This is a genomic window from Candidatus Nitrosocosmicus oleophilus (assembly GCF_000802205.1).
Classification (GTDB): domain Archaea; phylum Thermoproteota; class Nitrososphaeria; order Nitrososphaerales; family Nitrososphaeraceae; genus Nitrosocosmicus; species Nitrosocosmicus oleophilus.
Genome location: NZ_CP012850.1, coordinates 3,168,428 through 3,185,651, shown reverse-complemented (window position 1 = coordinate 3,185,651; position 17,224 = coordinate 3,168,428). Strand labels below are relative to the sequence as shown.

The following is a 17,224-nucleotide window of genomic DNA, read 5'->3' as shown; positions in this document are numbered from 1 at the left end:
TTTCCCCTAATATATCTATAGGCAATCTCATTTATAAATAAATTAAACCGTTAGAAAATCTAACCTCCTCCCTTTATAAGACAAACATCGTTTAATTTTTCTAGTATCCTTTAAAATAATTTAGAGAAATTACGATATTCATGACCATCTTTTCAAAAGTGCTGCTTGGACTAACTAAGCAAGAGATCTAGTTAACATCCTTGGACCAAATAGCAAAAAATCTCATAACTCTTATATTCCGTCCATCACATTACATTGAACTGATAATCTAACTCAATGATTACTTGATGAAGATAATTGTTCATTTTTTGACAATTTTTTCTTCTAATTCCTTTTTTATTTTATCATTTTATCTGTCTTCGATTGCTCAGGCATATCTTCTATAGTATTCAAAGAGAACACAAAATTATTGTTCTAAAGTAGCATTTATGGAATCGCGTTCATATGTTTATGACCACATAGATATTGAAATCAAATGAAATCTTATTAGTGTCCATAACGCATATTTACCATGCCTATAGTTAATGTACAACTATTTACTGGAAGAACTCAAAAAGAAAAAGACAGATTGGCAGAAGCAATTACAGAGGATGTAGTTAAAATATTGAGAGTTGGTAAAGAAGAAGTTGTAATAGTATTTACTGAAGCACCTCATGGAAATTGGTATGCATCTGGTGTCCGTCTGTAAGGTACAACTAAGAAAATATTATCCATTAACTTTTAGTTCCATGTCGCAGCAGTAGTGATAGTAGTACGGTTCAAAGATCTCCTAATTGGTTTCCTCAATTTGACTTATTAGTCTGCAATTACGATGAAGTTGCAAATATGACATGAAAACAGATCGAGTAAAATATATCGGTTTTAGAAAAAAAGTTCGACAAAAATTAATTCATGTAGATTTAGTCCAAATAATTCGAAATTTATAGTTTCTGTCCTGGTCCACCAAAGGGAATGTTTACATGTGAACTTTTTCCTGCAGTGTATTTTCTACCCTTTGTTATTACTTCAATCTCCATCTATTATGTAGAATGCCTCTTGGAACTTGCTATGAGAATGAGGTAGTGGGTCCACATTTGGAGGAATTAGCATATCCACGATGGAATAAGCACCACTGGTCTGTTCGCTGCCTATTATAATTCGATAAGTATCACCTACTATTGATAGGCTGTTTCCTTCCAAATTAGCTAATATTTCAATGGAATCATTAGTACTTTCCATGTCTTTACCTCATCATCTATATATTTAATATTCTTAGTAGGGCTTTGGATCACCAAAGATTTTTTGGAATGGTCTTCATTTTTCCAAGAAAAAGATTTCATCATAAATATTTATCTTTTTTCTCATAAATGTTATGTAAAATAAGGTCTTATATTTAGGTATCAGTAATCGTAACACATGTAAAATTGAATGAATACTTTACATATTCTTAAGAATGTAGATTACAAGATTGATCTAATTGAAATAGATGATAAAACAAAAACTACAAATCGAACACCCAATCACATCATTCTGAAACAATATCTTTATATTCCATCTCAGTTCTCATGCGGGGTGGAATATGTTCCTCGTGACAATAGGGTTCTAATGCAAGCGAACAGTTTGAATACAATCTACAATTATTCAAATTTAGTTAACGTTCAGTCGATCCCTCCATCATATTCTCCAATAAAACTCAATGGAGTTCTACCTTAGGTAAGTTTCTTGCCATGTTGCAAATAACATTATGATGAGAAGTATAAAACCAGCAGCAGTAAGAATTTTAGCAATCTTTACACGCCCAGCCAATGCGAATACTGCTGAAATTGCAAATGGTAAAATCATTTCCCAGGTTATAGCAAATGCTTCAGAAATTCTTAGTTGTTCAGGTATGTTCGGATTAACAGTGGTAACACCTGCTAAAATCAAGATACCTGCAATTACTGTTGCATCAATTCCAGCAATATCTCTATCTTCAAACACCTTGAAGTAGATACGAGACTAAAAATAAAGATTTTGATTGATAGTTATTTAAAAATCTGATATTTCATCGTCTAGAAAGAATATTGAATCTTTGAAAATCCTACTATTATCTTACTCAAATAGATATTATAATAGAGTAGTGGGCCCGGATACGCGGGGGATTAAGTTCCTTGCGGTAAGGAGTTTTTCATACATAGATGGTAACAAATTTTCAAGAGAAGTGTTTTTCATAAGCTGGCTCAGTAGACTTTATAACAGTAACGCCCAACTGATGACAACTGAATCAATTTTGATAATCAAGAACAGTGCTCTCAATCCAACCTCATATTCTAATGCCATCGTAAAATTTTAATTGATCCCGAACTTCAGGTCAAGTATGTCAGTAATCGAAAGTTTCCGCTCATCTGCTTACTAATTTTAGATAGGAACTTTTATTGGCAGTATTGCATCCCGCTAGGCTCTGAAGTAGAATTGAAATTTCTTTTCCTTTTGTATTCGTCTAACATGTTAATATCGTCGAATTACTGACCAAGCATAAAACGGTATATGGACATGTACTTTATTTTAAGGAAATAATCATATTAAAGATAAAACAATGAGACGGTGTAAAAGATCTTGATGCTATCGTGGGAAAATAATTTTGAATATCAGTTTCTTTGTTGTGATGGACTTTTGGAATTAATTACCAATAATTTAGTCCAGGATAGAATGTTCATATTTTATTTATTCTATGCATCATGCTACTTTGTATTTTATACTGTGTCGACTCATTAGATAAATTAGCCCACAACAAATGGATTATATAGCGGAGTGCTGACAATTCACAGCATTAATCATAGATAGGTAGTTTGGATCAGAAATGGCAAATATTAATAGAACACTCCTTTATCTGGGTGCTGCAGCATGTACCGGTATAGCTGGAATTTTACACCTCATGCTAGTTCCAAGCTCAATTACTGCTGGTATCCAATACACAACGTTTTTTGTGATTTCTGGTTTGGCACAGCTCTTTTGGGTTTTGCCGATGGTAAAAAAATGGGGTAGGATTTGGAATGTTATTGGATTTGCGGGTACCGCTGTATTAGTGGGTCTAACTGGCTACGTAGTCATTGAATCGGTTAGGAATCCGCAGTTGACACCACCTGGGGTACTTGAACTGGCAGTTGCAATAGAAATATTTCAGATATCATACGTTATAATTACTGCAATAATCATTTTTACCAAAAGATGATAATACAACACTTTTAGTTCCTCGATTGTCCCTCTACCTACTTGTAAGTAAAGTTTCTCAATCATATGAAAGAAAGTTGGAATGCCTGACTAGAAAGAGGTTAAAAGATCTACGAATGGAAATTCCTTTGTTGTCAAAATCAATTATTGATAATTTCGAGTAATTCAAAGTGAAGTTGTTGATGTGAGTGATGTGCTTCCCACCTTTAACCCCAACCCACTTCACAGACAATGCTATTGCAACAACAGAAAAAGCAAACCATGTACTAGGTCAAACAACAAACGCAAACTTAGGTGGATAATCAGCAGTTGGGGCAGTAATTGGGGATGTTTGCAAAGCCCCGAATGGATAACAAGAAAATCAAACATAGTTATAGAGATGCCAATCAAGACCTTTGTGACTAAATAGACCTTATAAAAAAGTCTGGGAGCATTTCATCCGATTCCCTGGTAAAAAGATATCAGAAATTATGACTCTATTGCATCTTATAGACCAATATCATTCACAGATCTTGATGGGTGAAGTACTTCCAAACAAATTGTGGAATGGAAAGAATTCATCAAGACAAGGTAATTTACCAACCATACCTAGTATTTTCTCACATAAACAAACAAACAAATACTTAGTCCTATAGTCTCTTTTCTCAGGGCAAAAATATGGCATTTGATATAACTCTAACTGTAAAGGTTAAGGTAGCAGTAGCAAGGAGAAGTGATGTTTATTTGGAGTTTGTTGGGAGCGGGTCCTCATATCAGGAAATTAGACAGGGTTGTGAACAATTTGTATTGGATTACATAGCGTTTCACGGTATTAATGGGGTGCAAAGAGTCGGGTTCATGTATGGTGACAAGGACTACCTGATAGTCAGAACTCTTGAAAATCTAGGCAAATCTCTATAAAAAAATATTTCGATAATTCTATTCAAAACGACTTAATTCCTATATAGACAGGTTGAGTGTTCTCAAATATTGGTATAATAGGGTTGAAAAATTTACCTTAATTTTCTCGAGTGATATTGCTCATCAAAAGGTTTGAGCTGATCTTTTTTATTTATTTAGTCAAATATACGACTAGTCTTATACTTTATCGTAGTCAGTTGGATTGACCCGTGTAAGAAATACGATAGTAGTCTACACCCCATTAGTTATCTACCTTTGTTTTCTTACAATCGTCTACTACGGATTCGGATCCACCCAATTTAGTTCCGTGACATTACACATTCAAATTGGAAAGCAACCATCTTTGTTGAATCACTAAATCTAATGATCCCAAATGTATTGGGACAGTTCTTTAAAAGTCGATTACAGAAAATCAAAAATTGATCAAGTACTTTTAATAATGTGGGATTTATCTTGTCATTTACGATAATGCAAGAATGAATTGATCGAAAGATTATGCACATCCTTACCGGTTTTCGCGAGAGGGAATTAGTCCATTGTGATGTTACGATCCTGTTAAAAATGTAGGTAACAAATCGTTAAAATTAAAGAATGGTTTTCCTTTACCTTCTATTAAAAGAAGGAATTTGAAAGTTAACTTTAATTTGAAGCAAAATACTTCAAGTATGTGGAGCTCCGTCTTGATCTAAGATGTTGGACCATGTGTATTCCGACACAATCTAATCTGGAACAGATGAAGAAATGATAAAAAATGTAAAGAAACATGATGTAGAAGTGTGTAAGTAATTTTCGGTTGAGGATTGAGGTCACAATGTTATATACTGAGCACAAGTCATGATTTTCTAGTCAAAATATCTAGGTTAGAAATATCCTATAATTAGTACCATGACAATATTTACATTGTGGAAGCATATGGTATTACCTCCGATACCTAGGAATGAAGTAAGGAGGGAGTTATCGACGTTTAAATTTTTAATCCATGGGTTGAAAATCCCAATCTGATAAGGAATTTATACAATCATATCTTTACTTTTCAGAAATTTTTTCTTTTCCTGTGTTAATTAAATTATATCGAATGAGTATTCTCCTATTTATTCCTACTAACAAACCAAGAGAAATCATCAATAGCAAATCAAATACAACAGTTGCAAGTACTTGCGTCGAATTATCAATGTAAATTACCCCATGTCGGCTAGGCGTAAACAAACTGCCAATAAACAAGACAGATATAATGATACGGGATGCTGTTCCTATTACATATGCTAAATGTATGTGTGTTCCGCCCTTTACATAAATAGATTTAGTCTTTGAATCTGCCCAGAACGATATGAAGCTATTTGAATGAAGAAATGAATAATGCTGTAAACCAAAAAACACAACCAGATAAGGAATAAGATATAAAATCGGGATACCAACATTATAAAATGAATCAAAGATAACAATAGAGCCTATTGCCAAAAAGAAAATCGACTCGATTATGATTTTCTTTCTCGTTACTTTTCTTCCATGCTTGGCCCATTTGAGCCTGGTAACAACCAAAATTATGATTACTATGCTATACAGAATAATTTTACCTATATTCATCTCATTTAGCGATATTGATTTCTGTGGATTAGGTAATTGGAGTTTTGTAGAATCAATATTGTTAATGGGAAAAGCATGTATGGATTGTATTGTGGAGAGAATAATGAAAATGGTTGCTATGGTTAATATGGGTATGAGCATCAAATTTTCGACATGGGCACCATACCAATTCCTTATTATCCTAATACACCACAATTAAGAAAAGTATCATCCAATTTTAGACTTTCTACTAATTAGTTGCCTATGCCATGGTATTGATTTTTAAACACTATCGATAGATTAAATTGGATTTTTTATCAAACTTGTCATCATGAGATGACCTTTACTCTTTCCTTGATTTCCGACACATGTTCAAGAAAATGCAATACATAAGAAAAGTGTCAGTGTTTATATCAATATTCGATTACATGGACTTTATTTTAGTGGTTCTCTAAGTAGCAAAGATGCCAAGCACATTCTGTATTTTCAGTAAGAATACAAAAATTCAGTATTAGCTGCTACCTATTTGAGAACCCTTATAGTAATATTCAATATTCGCTATTTCATAGAGTTGTGGAATATTTCAATGCGCCTCTCCGACGATCTAAAGCATAGGATTGGTGAATCTAAGCATAGTACCAATTGATAGCAATACTTGGGTATGTGCATGCTAACGAATATTAATTTTACATACATGCTGATTTTTGATACATCCTGAGATAATTCTAATTGTATTCAACATTTCATAACATCTTTAGATTATAAAGATTAGTCGATAATTGCAATAAAGTTTGAATACTATGAAAAAGTTTATATATATTCAAAATGCTTTTAACAGTGATGTATTATTCACCATCTAGTGAAGCAAGTGGAATATATGTCAATGAACTCCTAAAGAGAGATGCTGAGTTAATATCTAGGATGTCCGAGAACATATCAGACGATAAGAATATTTACAGGATATTTAGGGAAAGACTATCATTGTATGAACAGGCCTCAAATATGCCACTAATTGAGGATGATAGAAAATTTTTGGACTACAGAATAAATGAGATTTGCTTTGAATTAAGAATATTCAAAATTATACAGGATAGAAAAAATTTAATCGAATCGAAGGCTCAAATAGATAAGATAAAAGATCAACTTGTTGCTTGAGAAAGAGTATATCGTTTGAATAGGCCTACATCCAGCTAGTTACAAAAGTTTACTATATGGAATTATTAAGGCTGACTTATACACAAGCCATATTTTAAGTTTGAAATTTGGAGTTTTTCAAATGCTGAATAATCTGTATCCATATTCAAATGTTTCTGATCATTCTACTGTTTCTTGGACGACAACTTGAGAAGGCCACGACCACAACAACTCCCACCAGCTATAATCTTGTTACCATTAGACTAAACATTCTGTATCATCTTCTGATTGCATTAATCTAATGTTGAGCTTTTTAGTATATACCTCAGATTTAGAAATTTTTTGTTAGAAGAATAGGTATTGGATTATCATATTCAATTTCTACAAGTTTTGCCATGGGTCAAATTTTTTACAAGAGATGAGGACAAATATATGTTAAAATCAACTAACTAGTTAGACTTCGACCCGCTTTGATTTTCCAAATAGTCTTGTCTTTATCGTGTAGACCAATAGCTTGAGATTAGTGGTAACCTTGTAAGAGTTCATACTCAAGTATACGACGTCGCGATTTTTATTCGTTTCATCCCAAATGGTCACTTTAAGCTCTAAATGGTAAATACGATAGTTACGCTAATATTCAAAAGGGGTTTAAAATGACATTTTTAATCCGACTCGAAATATTCCAATAATGCCAAACAGCGATTATCAGTATAGGATAGGCCAAATTTTCAAGGCCATTCATTTTTTGATAGGCCTTGGTAATGAGATGCTAAAGGGTGTTTTTCTTAGAGCATTTTTTTACCACTCTATATAGATGTAAGAAGTTTATCCCTTTAGTCTTCTACTTCGTTAAACTTCTATCTTAAATATTTATCATCTTTAGTAATTTTTGGAACTAAAAAGAGATAAAAATCTGTCATCCTATTGAAGAAAGTTTTTACAAAGATACATTTTCTCCACATACTATGTTGAGGTTCTAGATACAAATACAGATGAAAAATGATATTAATAATTTGAGAAGAGACAGGTCCCCACTTCTACGACTTACACAACCAGATGGGTCATTGAAATGTACAAATCAAAAATGATCGTTTTGAATCTGTCTACTATGGTTTAGGCTGACTCTTGCCCTTTTTCTCCAACAATTTAAGATTTAAGGCCTCTAGCGGCATCGAACACCGAATTAAACTCAATATTCATCAAGATGGATAATCAATCTTCATAATATTCTGCAGTATAATGTTTACATTTAGTCAACCAAGAAAGAAACATGCGTTCCGCACTACATTCATCAAGCCACAATTTATCCATATATTCTGTTCTTGCTCTCTCATTGAGGGGAGGCCAGTGCTTCTCGCCATTAGGAGTTACATTTGTGGCAGGACCATATAATCCACTACCTATATTCATCCAGACACCCAACCAGTTGTCTTGGGATATGAAGTCATCCAAAAATATATACTGATTTTAACTTTTTTAACATTTCCGCTTTTTAGTTCTATACAATAGAGTCAGAATACCTCTAGGAAACCTATCTACTAGGATCCTAAGTGCATAGCCATAGATTTGAAATCGTTTATGAATTATGTATCTCATGAATACTATTGAATTGTGTTAGAATATCCAATGATATTTTAAACTTTTGTAATTCTGATACAATGTTGTATCAAAAATCGAATATCATGAAAAACATTAAATTAGTAAAATTTTTTCATATAAGTTGATGGATGAATCAAATCGAGAGGCAAGCCATGATTTTGTTAATAAAATCATAAAACTCGATATTGAATTGGCATCCAAAATTGCGGGGAAGGATTTACAGGTCAATGAAGTCTACAAGATACTTAACCAGAGATTATCCCTGTATGAAAAGGCAATTTCCATGCCATTAGTTGAAGCTGATAAATTGTCATTACAATATAAAAAAGCCGATATCTCTATTGAATTAAAGATGTTTAGATTAAAACAAGAGCTTAAGGATCAGATAAACCAACTAAATTCGCAAATGAAAAGACTAGAAAATCAAATTATTAATCTAAAAGAAAAAAAACAATGAAATTTTTGCCAATATGACGGGCCACCCACTTTCAAATTTGGTCAAATCAGATAAATGACCTACTCTGTTATTCTAACGGGGTTTATTACAGGAAGTCAAGCCAATTAGCGATACAACCTCTCAAATTCTTTTTTGATATCTTCATCTTTTCTCCTTACACTTTCATCAATTCGGTTTAACTTGATGACCAAAGACCAATCCAAAAAATCTGTCCAAGTTGTGGGCTGATTCATACTATTAATTTCTATACGTCGATTTAATGATTAGCCAGAATATTGACAGTTGATCTCTGTTAACATGTCTCAATTCTATCTGTTCAATTTTGATTCATTTTGTATATGGTGCTAGTAAGCGAGCTTTGTTAAATAGCCAGCGACCAATCTCAAAAATAAGACTAAACGATCACAATTCACTGTATTCTATCAGCCCTACTCAATAATAAAATTTGGATCTATCGAATACGATTTGAATAAATGAGAAAAACTTAAATCTTTAAAATCCTAATTAGATATAGTTGAATCGGCCGTCGATGCAATCTCATGTCTAAGTGTTATGTGTTCAGCGTTATATCCTGTGAGGGATCCTAAATAGGATATAACCTGATTGTTTCACCGTATAAGTTAACATTCTTGCCAAAATCGCCTACAGGTCTGCTTTTTTAAGATGAATATGTTATTGCAATGTTATCAAAAACCTATTTTAGAAAAGGGTTGTAAGCATGTTCAAGCTGATTAAAAATACCAGTGAAAAATCAATCTATCTATTCAATCAATATACCATTCGCTTTGATATTCTCCATATCCTTAATCAAATTCTTAATTCTGCCTATCAGGTTTTAATTCTGCAAGACAAGAGGAGAAAGGACTGAAATAGTAGATTGCGAGTTATATTAGAAAGAATTGAGAAAATGAGTCCCTTTTCTTTTATAATATTCTTAGATGGAGGTAGTTTCCAGGCTAAAAACACCATCACAGGTGCAATTGAATTCAAAAACTTAAGCGCATCTGTTGTATTTAATTCTGTGATAACGGCCATGTATGCATTGGGGGGTGGTATAGCTTGTATCCGTAACGGGTTATATCCTATTGCAGACAAACCCATAATCTTAAAACATTTTACTGGTTTGGTAGGCGAAGATCCAGAAAAAACCATACTCCGGTCCCATCTTACTACTGATACCGTATTCAGATATTGGCAAGGCCCTTCATCAACTCCTTTAGAAGATTTTACACTTTCTAATCTAAAAATCGAGTTAAACAATTGTAATGGCAATGGCACTGGACGGTCTGAATCTGCATGGATATCTTCTGGTACTAAAAACTGCCGCATATCTAATATATGGCTAAAGTCTTTCTCCGAGCCAGCGACCCCCACCATTGGATTTTTCCTAGACACAGCTCAAAATACAAACAACAATCAATCATTAATTATACAGAATTGCAGATTTGAAGGGCCTTTAATGGGTCAAGATATGTTAGGCTGTGGGAACCTAGTAGACTGTGACTTTTCGCACAACGAGTTTCGAAATCTCACAGCCCAAGCTATAGGTGTGGGGGCATCAACTAACAGCATAATCCAAAGCAATAGGTTCCTAAACGTAGGTAATGGTGTAGGTTATGAAAGCCTCTGTGAAAACAACCTCATCTCTGACAACATACTTTGGAATACCTATGGAATAAAGTTGTCTGGAGGGTGGGAACAGAATTCCATACACATATCTAGAAACAACAAATGTGTTAACAATCACTTTAGTTATGGTGTTGGTGGAATAGAAGCAGCAATATCAATAGATGATGAGATTTCAGGAAACAAATTCTACAGAACCGAAAGAAACGGAATCCAAGGATCCTTCTTGCGAACAGTATTGGATAATAACATTTTTACGGATACTAATTATGGGAACCATTCAGACAGATTACTGGGGTACTACACTTTTCAGGGGACGGGTGGAATAATTGCCTATAATTCCAATACTATCCTTATTCCCAAGAACGAATGGAACAGTTTTGTAAACAACACCTTCTACAAATCTGGTACAAAGTTTCCAGTAGGATGTGTACAGGAACAAGGTAATACAAACGGCATAGCGATAGACACAAAATATCTCAACTCTTTTGTCAACCTTAACAAGGGAAATATAGGAGTTGACTTAGTGCGGAACTTTGGAACCACAGCAAGGATTGTTTAACATCCTTTAATAGATAGGTTGTATCTTCTCTTTTTTTAATAGAATTAATTAGATATTTATTGGAAATAGGAACAGAAATTTCTTAGAATATCATAATTTGCACCAATTTCCATACGTTGTTGAACTATGGTGAATTTTTCATAAGCTGAAAGCTCAGCCACATTGGTTACTTGCCTGTAGGATTCTAGAGATTCAACTAGCCTTTTACCACAACTTGGACAATACACTAGAGGAGCACTTGCAATATTACGTCCATACATTAGGTAGTAAACTCCTCTTTGATCTCCAGAATACCTAAAAATCACTAAATCATGTTTTATACATTCACTTTCATAATCTTCTCTAAATGTGTCAACAAAATTCTCTGGCCATTCTGGTTATCTCAATATACAATATCAACAAAACATTATAATCATACCAACAAGATCTCAAATCTCTTTCGATAGGCATTAAGATTTTAGTCTAAACGAAAAGCTAAGAACGGTTTACATAAGGAATAACTAGAATTGGGTAGAAAAGGATAAACTAAAAGTTGTTCCTCTTTACTCATTCTAGAAACTTAGATGAGCCTTGTCGATAGTAGATCGGTTGGTAGGATATTATCTCAAAATATTATTTAATGATAAAAAGAATGAATTAACACTACTATAGGTATCGACAAAGAGAATCGCAGAATAGCTCGAATTTGGAATTGGGATAGTAATAATAGGCTCGAACTGCTTTGGATCCCTAATATCGAGATCGATATGTTCCGTTCCCTGTGTTTTACCTTTTCTAGCAATGGTAATATAAAAAAAAGGTCAGGTGATATTTCAGTTAGTTAGACCAACCTCATTTTTACCAAAATATATGAACACAAACTCCAAATTAGAGCCAGGTGCACCAATTGGGCGACTATTCAAATCCAAAATTCGAACCATTGTACAACCAAATGTAAATATATAATAGATATTTTGTACAAAAAAAAGTACCAGAATGATTATAAGTATAAATTTCTTCGTAAAATACGTTAATTGAATTGTAATGGAATATGCGAAAGATACAGAGTCAAAAGAAATCCCAATATCCCATCTAGATATCCGGGAGGACAGAAAAGATGCACCGTATGTGAGCTTTTCATACAATGGGATGAAAATTCATATTGTCCATGCTGTAAGTATAAGTTAAGAACAAAGCCATATCGCAAGGGCTTGATGAGGGAGAAATATAGGGAAGCTACCATAACGCGGTATTAAAATTTTCAAACATTGATTCTAATTCTCTTCAATTCAAAAGTTCATCCTCAGTTAAGGAAGATTCGACCCCCGCTACGGAATTTAGTAATGTCCAAGACACTGGCGCTACGAAAAATAGTAATTCCAGCAATTCTGTAAATATTATAAGGTGTTCTCCAAATCCTTCAACTAGTACGCCAATTAGTCATGAAAATCTCAATAAATCTATTCAGAATGGCTAAATTTCCGAATGGGCCGGGTCGGATTCGAACCAACGACCCCCGCCATGTCAAGGCGGTATCTTAACCAGGCTAGACCACCGGCCCTTGTATTACAATTATTCAATTTCTTTCTGCTCTTTATATATAATTGTTCATTATTTTCTTCCTCGCTGGAAGGTGAAGGTCTATCTTGGTTCCTAAAGCCTTTTGAAACCTCAGTGTCCTTCTTGCTTTCACCTTGATTATGAACATATTTAGAATTCTTACTGTTTTTGGTAAGATCATCTAACCTCCTATCTTTATTTTGAATCTTACTGAATTTAGTAAGTTCAAGATTAGGTAATAAAGAACAAATCAAGTTCCCAAGTAACTAATCAAAATAGTATGTGTGTGTCTGGGGAAAGGACCTCTTTAAGTTATAACAATCTATCTTCAGTAAGTATAGGTACCTCTGTTCCGGGAGAACAAGGACCTCTTGGACCACAAGGTGAACGTGGTCCGCAAGGAATACCAGGTAAAGATGGTGCTACCGGTACTACAGGACCTCAAGGTGAACCTGGTAAAGATGGTGCGACTGGACCTATGGAACCAGATGGGGCTCAGGGCCCACAAGGTTTCATTGGACCAATAGGATCACAAGGGCCAAAAGGTGAAACTGGAGCAACAGGTGCGGTAGGATCACAAGGGCCAAAAGGTGAAACTGGAGCAACAGGTGCGGTAGGATCACAAGGGCCAAAAGGTGAAACTGGAGCAACAGGAGCAGCCGGACTCCAATCTGTTGGAGGTAAAATCTATACGGTTAATGGGAATCTTGTTGTAGTGATTTCACCAAATACTGCACCATCTGATGCTTAATGCAACACAGGTGATAGTCTAATTTCTGGATTTCATTCTGTAGCTAATGCAAATAATCCTGGCTCCATTAAACAGATCCGTGAACAAATACCTCCGAGCGGAGATACATTCAGGGTGGATGCACAAGGCAATACTGGTGACACGATGAGGTTTCAGGCTTTTGCATTTTGCTTCGACAACCCTTAACTCCTTTTTGTTTGTCTAATAATTTCAATCCACGAACTATTACTAAATATCTTAATATCCATTAGGTTCGAAGATTTACAACTGTGTCAAAATTCTTATTCCAACCTGACCCCGTTGATGGCTATGAATTTAATCTTATTCCAATTGATATTCCTTTAGGGATAATCAAGATTGCTGCCAAAGAAATCCTATATGATTTTGGTATAAATACAACTGAATCCGTAATTGTGGGGACTGATAGGAACGAGGTTCTAAACAGGTTACAAACAGCATTTGCTGGAGAATTTGAGCGATATGGAAAGTTAAAGGAACCAAATATACGTCCTATGGATTATAAAACTAAGCAAGCTTGGATGAGGATTAGAAGACACATAAAGAGTAAACCTATTTGATGCAAAAGAATACGAATAAAATTGCAATGTGGACAAAGCAGTAATAGGGACAGTGTACATTTTAGCCGAAAAGGTGAAATATTTGTATAAAGTCAAAAAATAATTTGTAATGATCATTATTCAGAAACCGCTAGGATTGATGGATCTATTTGTGTCGATAAGGCAAGAAAAACGGAATTATGCTATTGTGGCTTGTGGTTTACTAAAAAAGAATGAATTAATAACATTTCAAACAGGTTGATTATGAAGCCAATTCATTCATAACCATTTAACTCAAAGATCGAATTAATTGATAATTCTATTCAAGTTTAGAATCACACGTATTTGATAACTAGGACTTTCGATTTACAGAATGGCTGCAAAATAGATGTACAGTTACATACCTGTCTAAAAATATGATGCTCAGCCAGGCTGTGAAAATTTCTTATCGACCAAAAATCTCTATTAAATTACAAGACAAAATAATAGTAATATGAATTCAGTTTTAAGTAAAACAATCTCGATATAGCTTAACGTTATTGTAATATTAATGCATAAAAAGCCTTTTAAGAATACAATAGTCCTAGCTTCTATTGCTCTCTTGCTGGTGGTTTCAGTATCACTTTCTACCAATAATTTATCATTTGCCTTTTTGGGTTTTGATTTAGGTGGTAGTAGTACTACTGATCAATCCTTAGGAAACACACAAAGATCCATACAAGGTGCACAGTGCTATTCACCCAATGCAAGTATCATTGATTCTTGTAACTCTGGAGACGCAACAGCCAGTGAAAATCTTGGCCATAATATATACGGACAATAAATAACTCTATTTTTTTCCTGTTATCTCCAACATTATCAGTAATTGTTACAACCATATTTTTGAGCTTTTCGTAATCTTAGAACTCTGATTGCCGTCATTATTGTTTAAAAGAATACCCATTGTACCAAAGTTTTTTTTACCATTTTCCTTTTAAATAGTATTCTGTATTAAAGACAATGAGTAAAATAATAGTTTCAATATTTGGAGTTGTTTGAAATGCCTACCGTTCAACATTTTGAAATCCCCGCAGATGATGTAGAAAGGGCAATAAAATTTTACAAGGGAGTGTTTGATTGGTCAACGCAAAAATTAAGCAATCCTGAAGACTCTTCTAAAGATTATTGGTTTTTTGAAACTAAAGACGAAAATGGGAATAAAGGTATTGGAGGCGGATTAATGAAACGTCAAGCTCCAGAACATTCTGCTACAAATTACATTACTGTGCCATCTGTTGATGACTACGCATCCAGAATTGAAGAAGCAGGGGGAAAAGTAATAATGCCAAAAACCGAAATTCCTGACATGGGATTCATAATAGTATTTCTAGATACAGAAAATAACATGTTTGGATTATACGAGGCCATAAAAAAATAGACCAATCTACTTTTGTTCCCTTATCTATTTTTGTACACATTGTGACTATTCTTTCACATGATAGTAGATGAAATTATTGATCAGGTTATAGCCGAAGCATCCATAGGTTTGAATATTCATCATCTTACTCTCATAACAATGTTAATTTTTCTAATTTCTTGCTAAAGTGACATTTGTCTATTGGTAGGCATTGTAGATATTGGTGATAGCCGCATTTTAATGACTATCGGACCGCCAATACTAAGAGTTGTGCTCGGAACTTTATTTATTACGAACGGATGGCCAAAACTTATCCATCTATCTCATGTACAGGGTTATTTCAACATGATTGGACTTCCTACAGAGTTGGCTCTGCTAATAGGGGTCTTCTTGAGGTAATAGGTGGCCTATTTCTAATTCTTGGACTAATGACCAGAATTGTTGCACTCTTGTTTGCAATAGAAATGATCTCTGCATTCATAATAGTTAATACCTCTAATGTAGTGGTTCTTCCTGAGGCTAATGAATTGGGTTTGTTGTCCATACCTATTCGATTCATGGCTATTTCTATTTCCTTGACATTGACAGAACCTGGTAGATTTTCAGTTGAATGGAATATCATGAATCGTGAACTTTTTACAGGAAAAAAGGATATGTTGCAAGCCTTAAAATGATGTCAGCATCAGCATCAAATAATTTCTAAATACCCTGTTATGGTGCGAAAGAACTTGATCATGATCTTTCTAAATTGAGTTTAATGTTTCTCCAATTAATAATTACAGACAAAGATTTTTTCTCATCCTACTTTTTTTGGAGCGTTTTCATGATGTCGTCTTCCGATCAAATGAATTAGATTCCCAATCTTAAGGTAACACTAAGAATACTAAAAAATTAGATATTTTGCGTTTTAATTACTTCGCTCCTTGACCAAAATTCTCTATTTTTTCATTTGATATATTGATATAGGTTATTGGCAAGATAAGGATTCGAAAATATTTATTTCTTTGATTTGATACTAGCAAATATGCCTGAAGTAAGCAAAAATATTAATCCAAGCAAAATTGATGTCTCCCTTTCTGAAATAAATGATGGAATTTACAGAATCTGTGGATTTGATGACACCTACGGAATTACCTTTAATCAACTTTTGATTGATGACGAAAAACCTATCTTGATTCACACAGGTCCGGTAGGGATGTATGAAAAGATTGAGGCGAAAGTTAAGGAAGTAATCGGATTGGAAAAATTAATCTATGTAGCTTTTCTGCACTTTGAGAGTGATGAATGGGGTGGTATGGAGTTTCTAAACAGTCCAGGTGCAAGATTAGTATGCAGCGATCTCAGTTCCAAATTAAACTTAACTGGTTGGAATAACGTTCCTTTAGATCACATTTCGTTCTGGGACAATGAAAAATTGAATATAGGAAAAGCAACACTGAGGTTTATTATGACTCCTCATGTACATCATTGGGACAGTATGATGATATTTGAAGAGAATTCAAAGTCACTTTTTACCTCGGATTTATTTATACAACCAGGGTTCAACAAACCTGTTATCTCAGAGGATCTGTCCGATTCTATGATTGCTCTTTATCAGGCGGTCGGAATCTTTGCGAGCGAAAAGCCAGTAAGAATAACCAGCAAAAGATTAGAGAAATTAAAGCCCAAGATGATTTATCCTATGCATGGTTCATGTATAGACGGTTCTATATTTTCCAATTATGTTGATTCGATCATGAAGAACGATTTTGCTTATTCAGGAAAACTCCTAGGACAGAACATGGAATACGAGGTTGCTTGAAAGATTCACCATAGGATCCTCAGGACAGAGTTTCCGCCAAATATACAAATGGATCAAAAAATAATAGTTCTTATACACTAACTTTCATTTAGTATGATAATTCAAAACATTGAAGCCGAAGATTAAATTTGATGTTAGATGGTTACAAAT

Annotated in this window: 19 protein-coding genes and 1 tRNA gene; 14 read left to right on the top strand and 6 right to left on the bottom strand. The window is 34.1% G+C overall.

Annotated features, from left to right (window positions below; genetic code table 11):
• The first annotated feature begins 511 nt into the window (after positions 1-511).
• Complete coding sequence (locus NMY3_RS15340) at positions 512-688, top strand: tautomerase family protein (RefSeq protein WP_196816681.1); 177 nt, start codon at positions 512-514, stop codon at positions 686-688.
• A gap of 317 nt (positions 689-1,005) precedes the next feature.
• Here NMY3_RS15340 and NMY3_RS15335 read toward each other — a convergent pair whose 3' ends face one another.
• Complete coding sequence (locus NMY3_RS15335) at positions 1,006-1,218, bottom strand: hypothetical protein (RefSeq protein ID WP_196816680.1); 213 nt, start codon at positions 1,216-1,218, stop codon at positions 1,006-1,008.
• A gap of 189 nt (positions 1,219-1,407) precedes the next feature.
• On the opposite strand from NMY3_RS15335, the gene NMY3_RS16770 reads away from it, so the two are divergent.
• Positions 1,408-1,692: a hypothetical protein gene (locus tag NMY3_RS16770; protein ID WP_231100124.1), complete on the top strand. Its 285-nt coding sequence runs from the start codon at positions 1,408-1,410 to the stop codon at positions 1,690-1,692.
• On the opposite strand, the gene NMY3_RS15330 is transcribed toward NMY3_RS16770, so the two are convergent.
• On the bottom strand, positions 1,684-1,959 hold the full coding sequence (locus NMY3_RS15330; RefSeq protein WP_196816679.1) for a hypothetical protein: 276 nt from the start codon (positions 1,957-1,959) through the stop codon (positions 1,684-1,686). The two genes, NMY3_RS16770 and NMY3_RS15330, sit on opposite strands and share 9 nt — an antisense overlap.
• An 859-nt stretch (positions 1,960-2,818) precedes the next feature.
• Between NMY3_RS15330 and NMY3_RS15325 the strand changes: the two genes are divergently transcribed.
• On the top strand, positions 2,819-3,190 hold the full coding sequence (locus NMY3_RS15325) for a hypothetical protein (protein ID WP_196816678.1): 372 nt from the start codon (positions 2,819-2,821) through the stop codon (positions 3,188-3,190).
• 656 nt (positions 3,191-3,846) lie between these two features.
• On the top strand, positions 3,847-4,089 hold the full coding sequence (locus NMY3_RS15320) for a hypothetical protein (protein WP_196816677.1): 243 nt from the start codon (positions 3,847-3,849) through the stop codon (positions 4,087-4,089).
• 1,026 nt (positions 4,090-5,115) lie between these two features.
• On the opposite strand, the gene NMY3_RS15315 is transcribed toward NMY3_RS15320, so the two are convergent.
• Positions 5,116-5,814, bottom strand: a complete 699-nt coding sequence (locus NMY3_RS15315; protein ID WP_231100123.1) for a hypothetical protein — start codon at positions 5,812-5,814, stop codon at positions 5,116-5,118.
• Between the two features lie 759 nt (positions 5,815-6,573).
• Here NMY3_RS15315 and NMY3_RS15310 point away from each other — a divergent pair.
• Positions 6,574-6,807, top strand: a complete 234-nt coding sequence (locus tag NMY3_RS15310) for a hypothetical protein (RefSeq protein WP_196816675.1) — start codon at positions 6,574-6,576, stop codon at positions 6,805-6,807.
• Between the two features lie 1,191 nt (positions 6,808-7,998).
• On the opposite strand, the gene NMY3_RS15305 is transcribed toward NMY3_RS15310, so the two are convergent.
• On the bottom strand, positions 7,999-8,238 hold the full coding sequence (locus NMY3_RS15305) for a hypothetical protein (RefSeq protein WP_196816674.1): 240 nt from the start codon (positions 8,236-8,238) through the stop codon (positions 7,999-8,001).
• Between the two features lie 271 nt (positions 8,239-8,509).
• On the opposite strand from NMY3_RS15305, the gene NMY3_RS15300 reads away from it, so the two are divergent.
• Both NMY3_RS15300 and NMY3_RS15295 read left to right on the top strand, forming a co-directional pair.
• Complete coding sequence (locus NMY3_RS15300; protein ID WP_196816673.1) at positions 8,510-8,842, top strand: hypothetical protein; 333 nt, start codon at positions 8,510-8,512, stop codon at positions 8,840-8,842.
• Between the two features lie 877 nt (positions 8,843-9,719).
• Positions 9,720-11,030, top strand: coding sequence for a right-handed parallel beta-helix repeat-containing protein (locus NMY3_RS15295; protein WP_196816672.1), 1,311 nt, complete (start codon positions 9,720-9,722; stop codon positions 11,028-11,030).
• 56 nt (positions 11,031-11,086) lie between these two features.
• On the opposite strand, the gene NMY3_RS15290 is transcribed toward NMY3_RS15295, so the two are convergent.
• Together NMY3_RS15290 and NMY3_RS15280 are read right to left on the bottom strand one after the other, a co-directional pair.
• Positions 11,087-11,290 carry a hypothetical protein gene (locus NMY3_RS15290; RefSeq protein WP_196816671.1) on the bottom strand — a complete coding sequence of 68 codons (204 nt, stop codon included), beginning with the start codon at positions 11,288-11,290 and terminating at the stop codon, positions 11,087-11,089.
• A gap of 1,205 nt (positions 11,291-12,495) precedes the next feature.
• Positions 12,496-12,570 (bottom strand) — tRNA-Val (locus NMY3_RS15280).
• Positions 12,571-12,855: 285 nt separating this feature from the next.
• Between NMY3_RS15280 and NMY3_RS16765 the strand changes: the two genes are divergently transcribed.
• The 7 genes from NMY3_RS16765 (at position 12,856) to NMY3_RS15250 (ending at position 17,074) form a co-directional block, all read left to right on the top strand.
• Positions 12,856-13,320, top strand: a complete 465-nt coding sequence (locus NMY3_RS16765; protein ID WP_261340106.1) for a collagen-like protein — start codon at positions 12,856-12,858, stop codon at positions 13,318-13,320.
• A 269-nt stretch (positions 13,321-13,589) separates the two neighbouring features.
• A complete protein-coding gene (locus tag NMY3_RS15270; protein ID WP_196816668.1) occupies positions 13,590-13,898 on the top strand; it encodes a hypothetical protein in 309 nt (102 codons plus the stop codon).
• Between the two features lie 529 nt (positions 13,899-14,427).
• Complete coding sequence (locus NMY3_RS15265) at positions 14,428-14,700, top strand: hypothetical protein (protein WP_196816667.1); 273 nt, start codon at positions 14,428-14,430, stop codon at positions 14,698-14,700.
• 216 nt (positions 14,701-14,916) lie between these two features.
• Positions 14,917-15,294, top strand: coding sequence for a VOC family protein (locus NMY3_RS15260; RefSeq protein ID WP_196816666.1), 378 nt, complete (start codon positions 14,917-14,919; stop codon positions 15,292-15,294).
• Positions 15,295-15,513: 219 nt separating this feature from the next.
• Positions 15,514-15,672: a DoxX family membrane protein gene (locus NMY3_RS17120; protein WP_425319381.1), complete on the top strand. Its 159-nt coding sequence runs from the start codon at positions 15,514-15,516 to the stop codon at positions 15,670-15,672.
• Positions 15,672-15,947, top strand: coding sequence for a DoxX family protein (locus NMY3_RS15255; protein WP_425319414.1), 276 nt, complete (start codon positions 15,672-15,674; stop codon positions 15,945-15,947). The genes NMY3_RS17120 and NMY3_RS15255 overlap by 1 nt, the downstream gene beginning before the upstream one ends.
• A 350-nt stretch (positions 15,948-16,297) precedes the next feature.
• On the top strand, positions 16,298-17,074 hold the full coding sequence (locus NMY3_RS15250) for a hypothetical protein (protein ID WP_196816664.1): 777 nt from the start codon (positions 16,298-16,300) through the stop codon (positions 17,072-17,074).
• Positions 17,075-17,224: the final 150 nt, after the last annotated feature.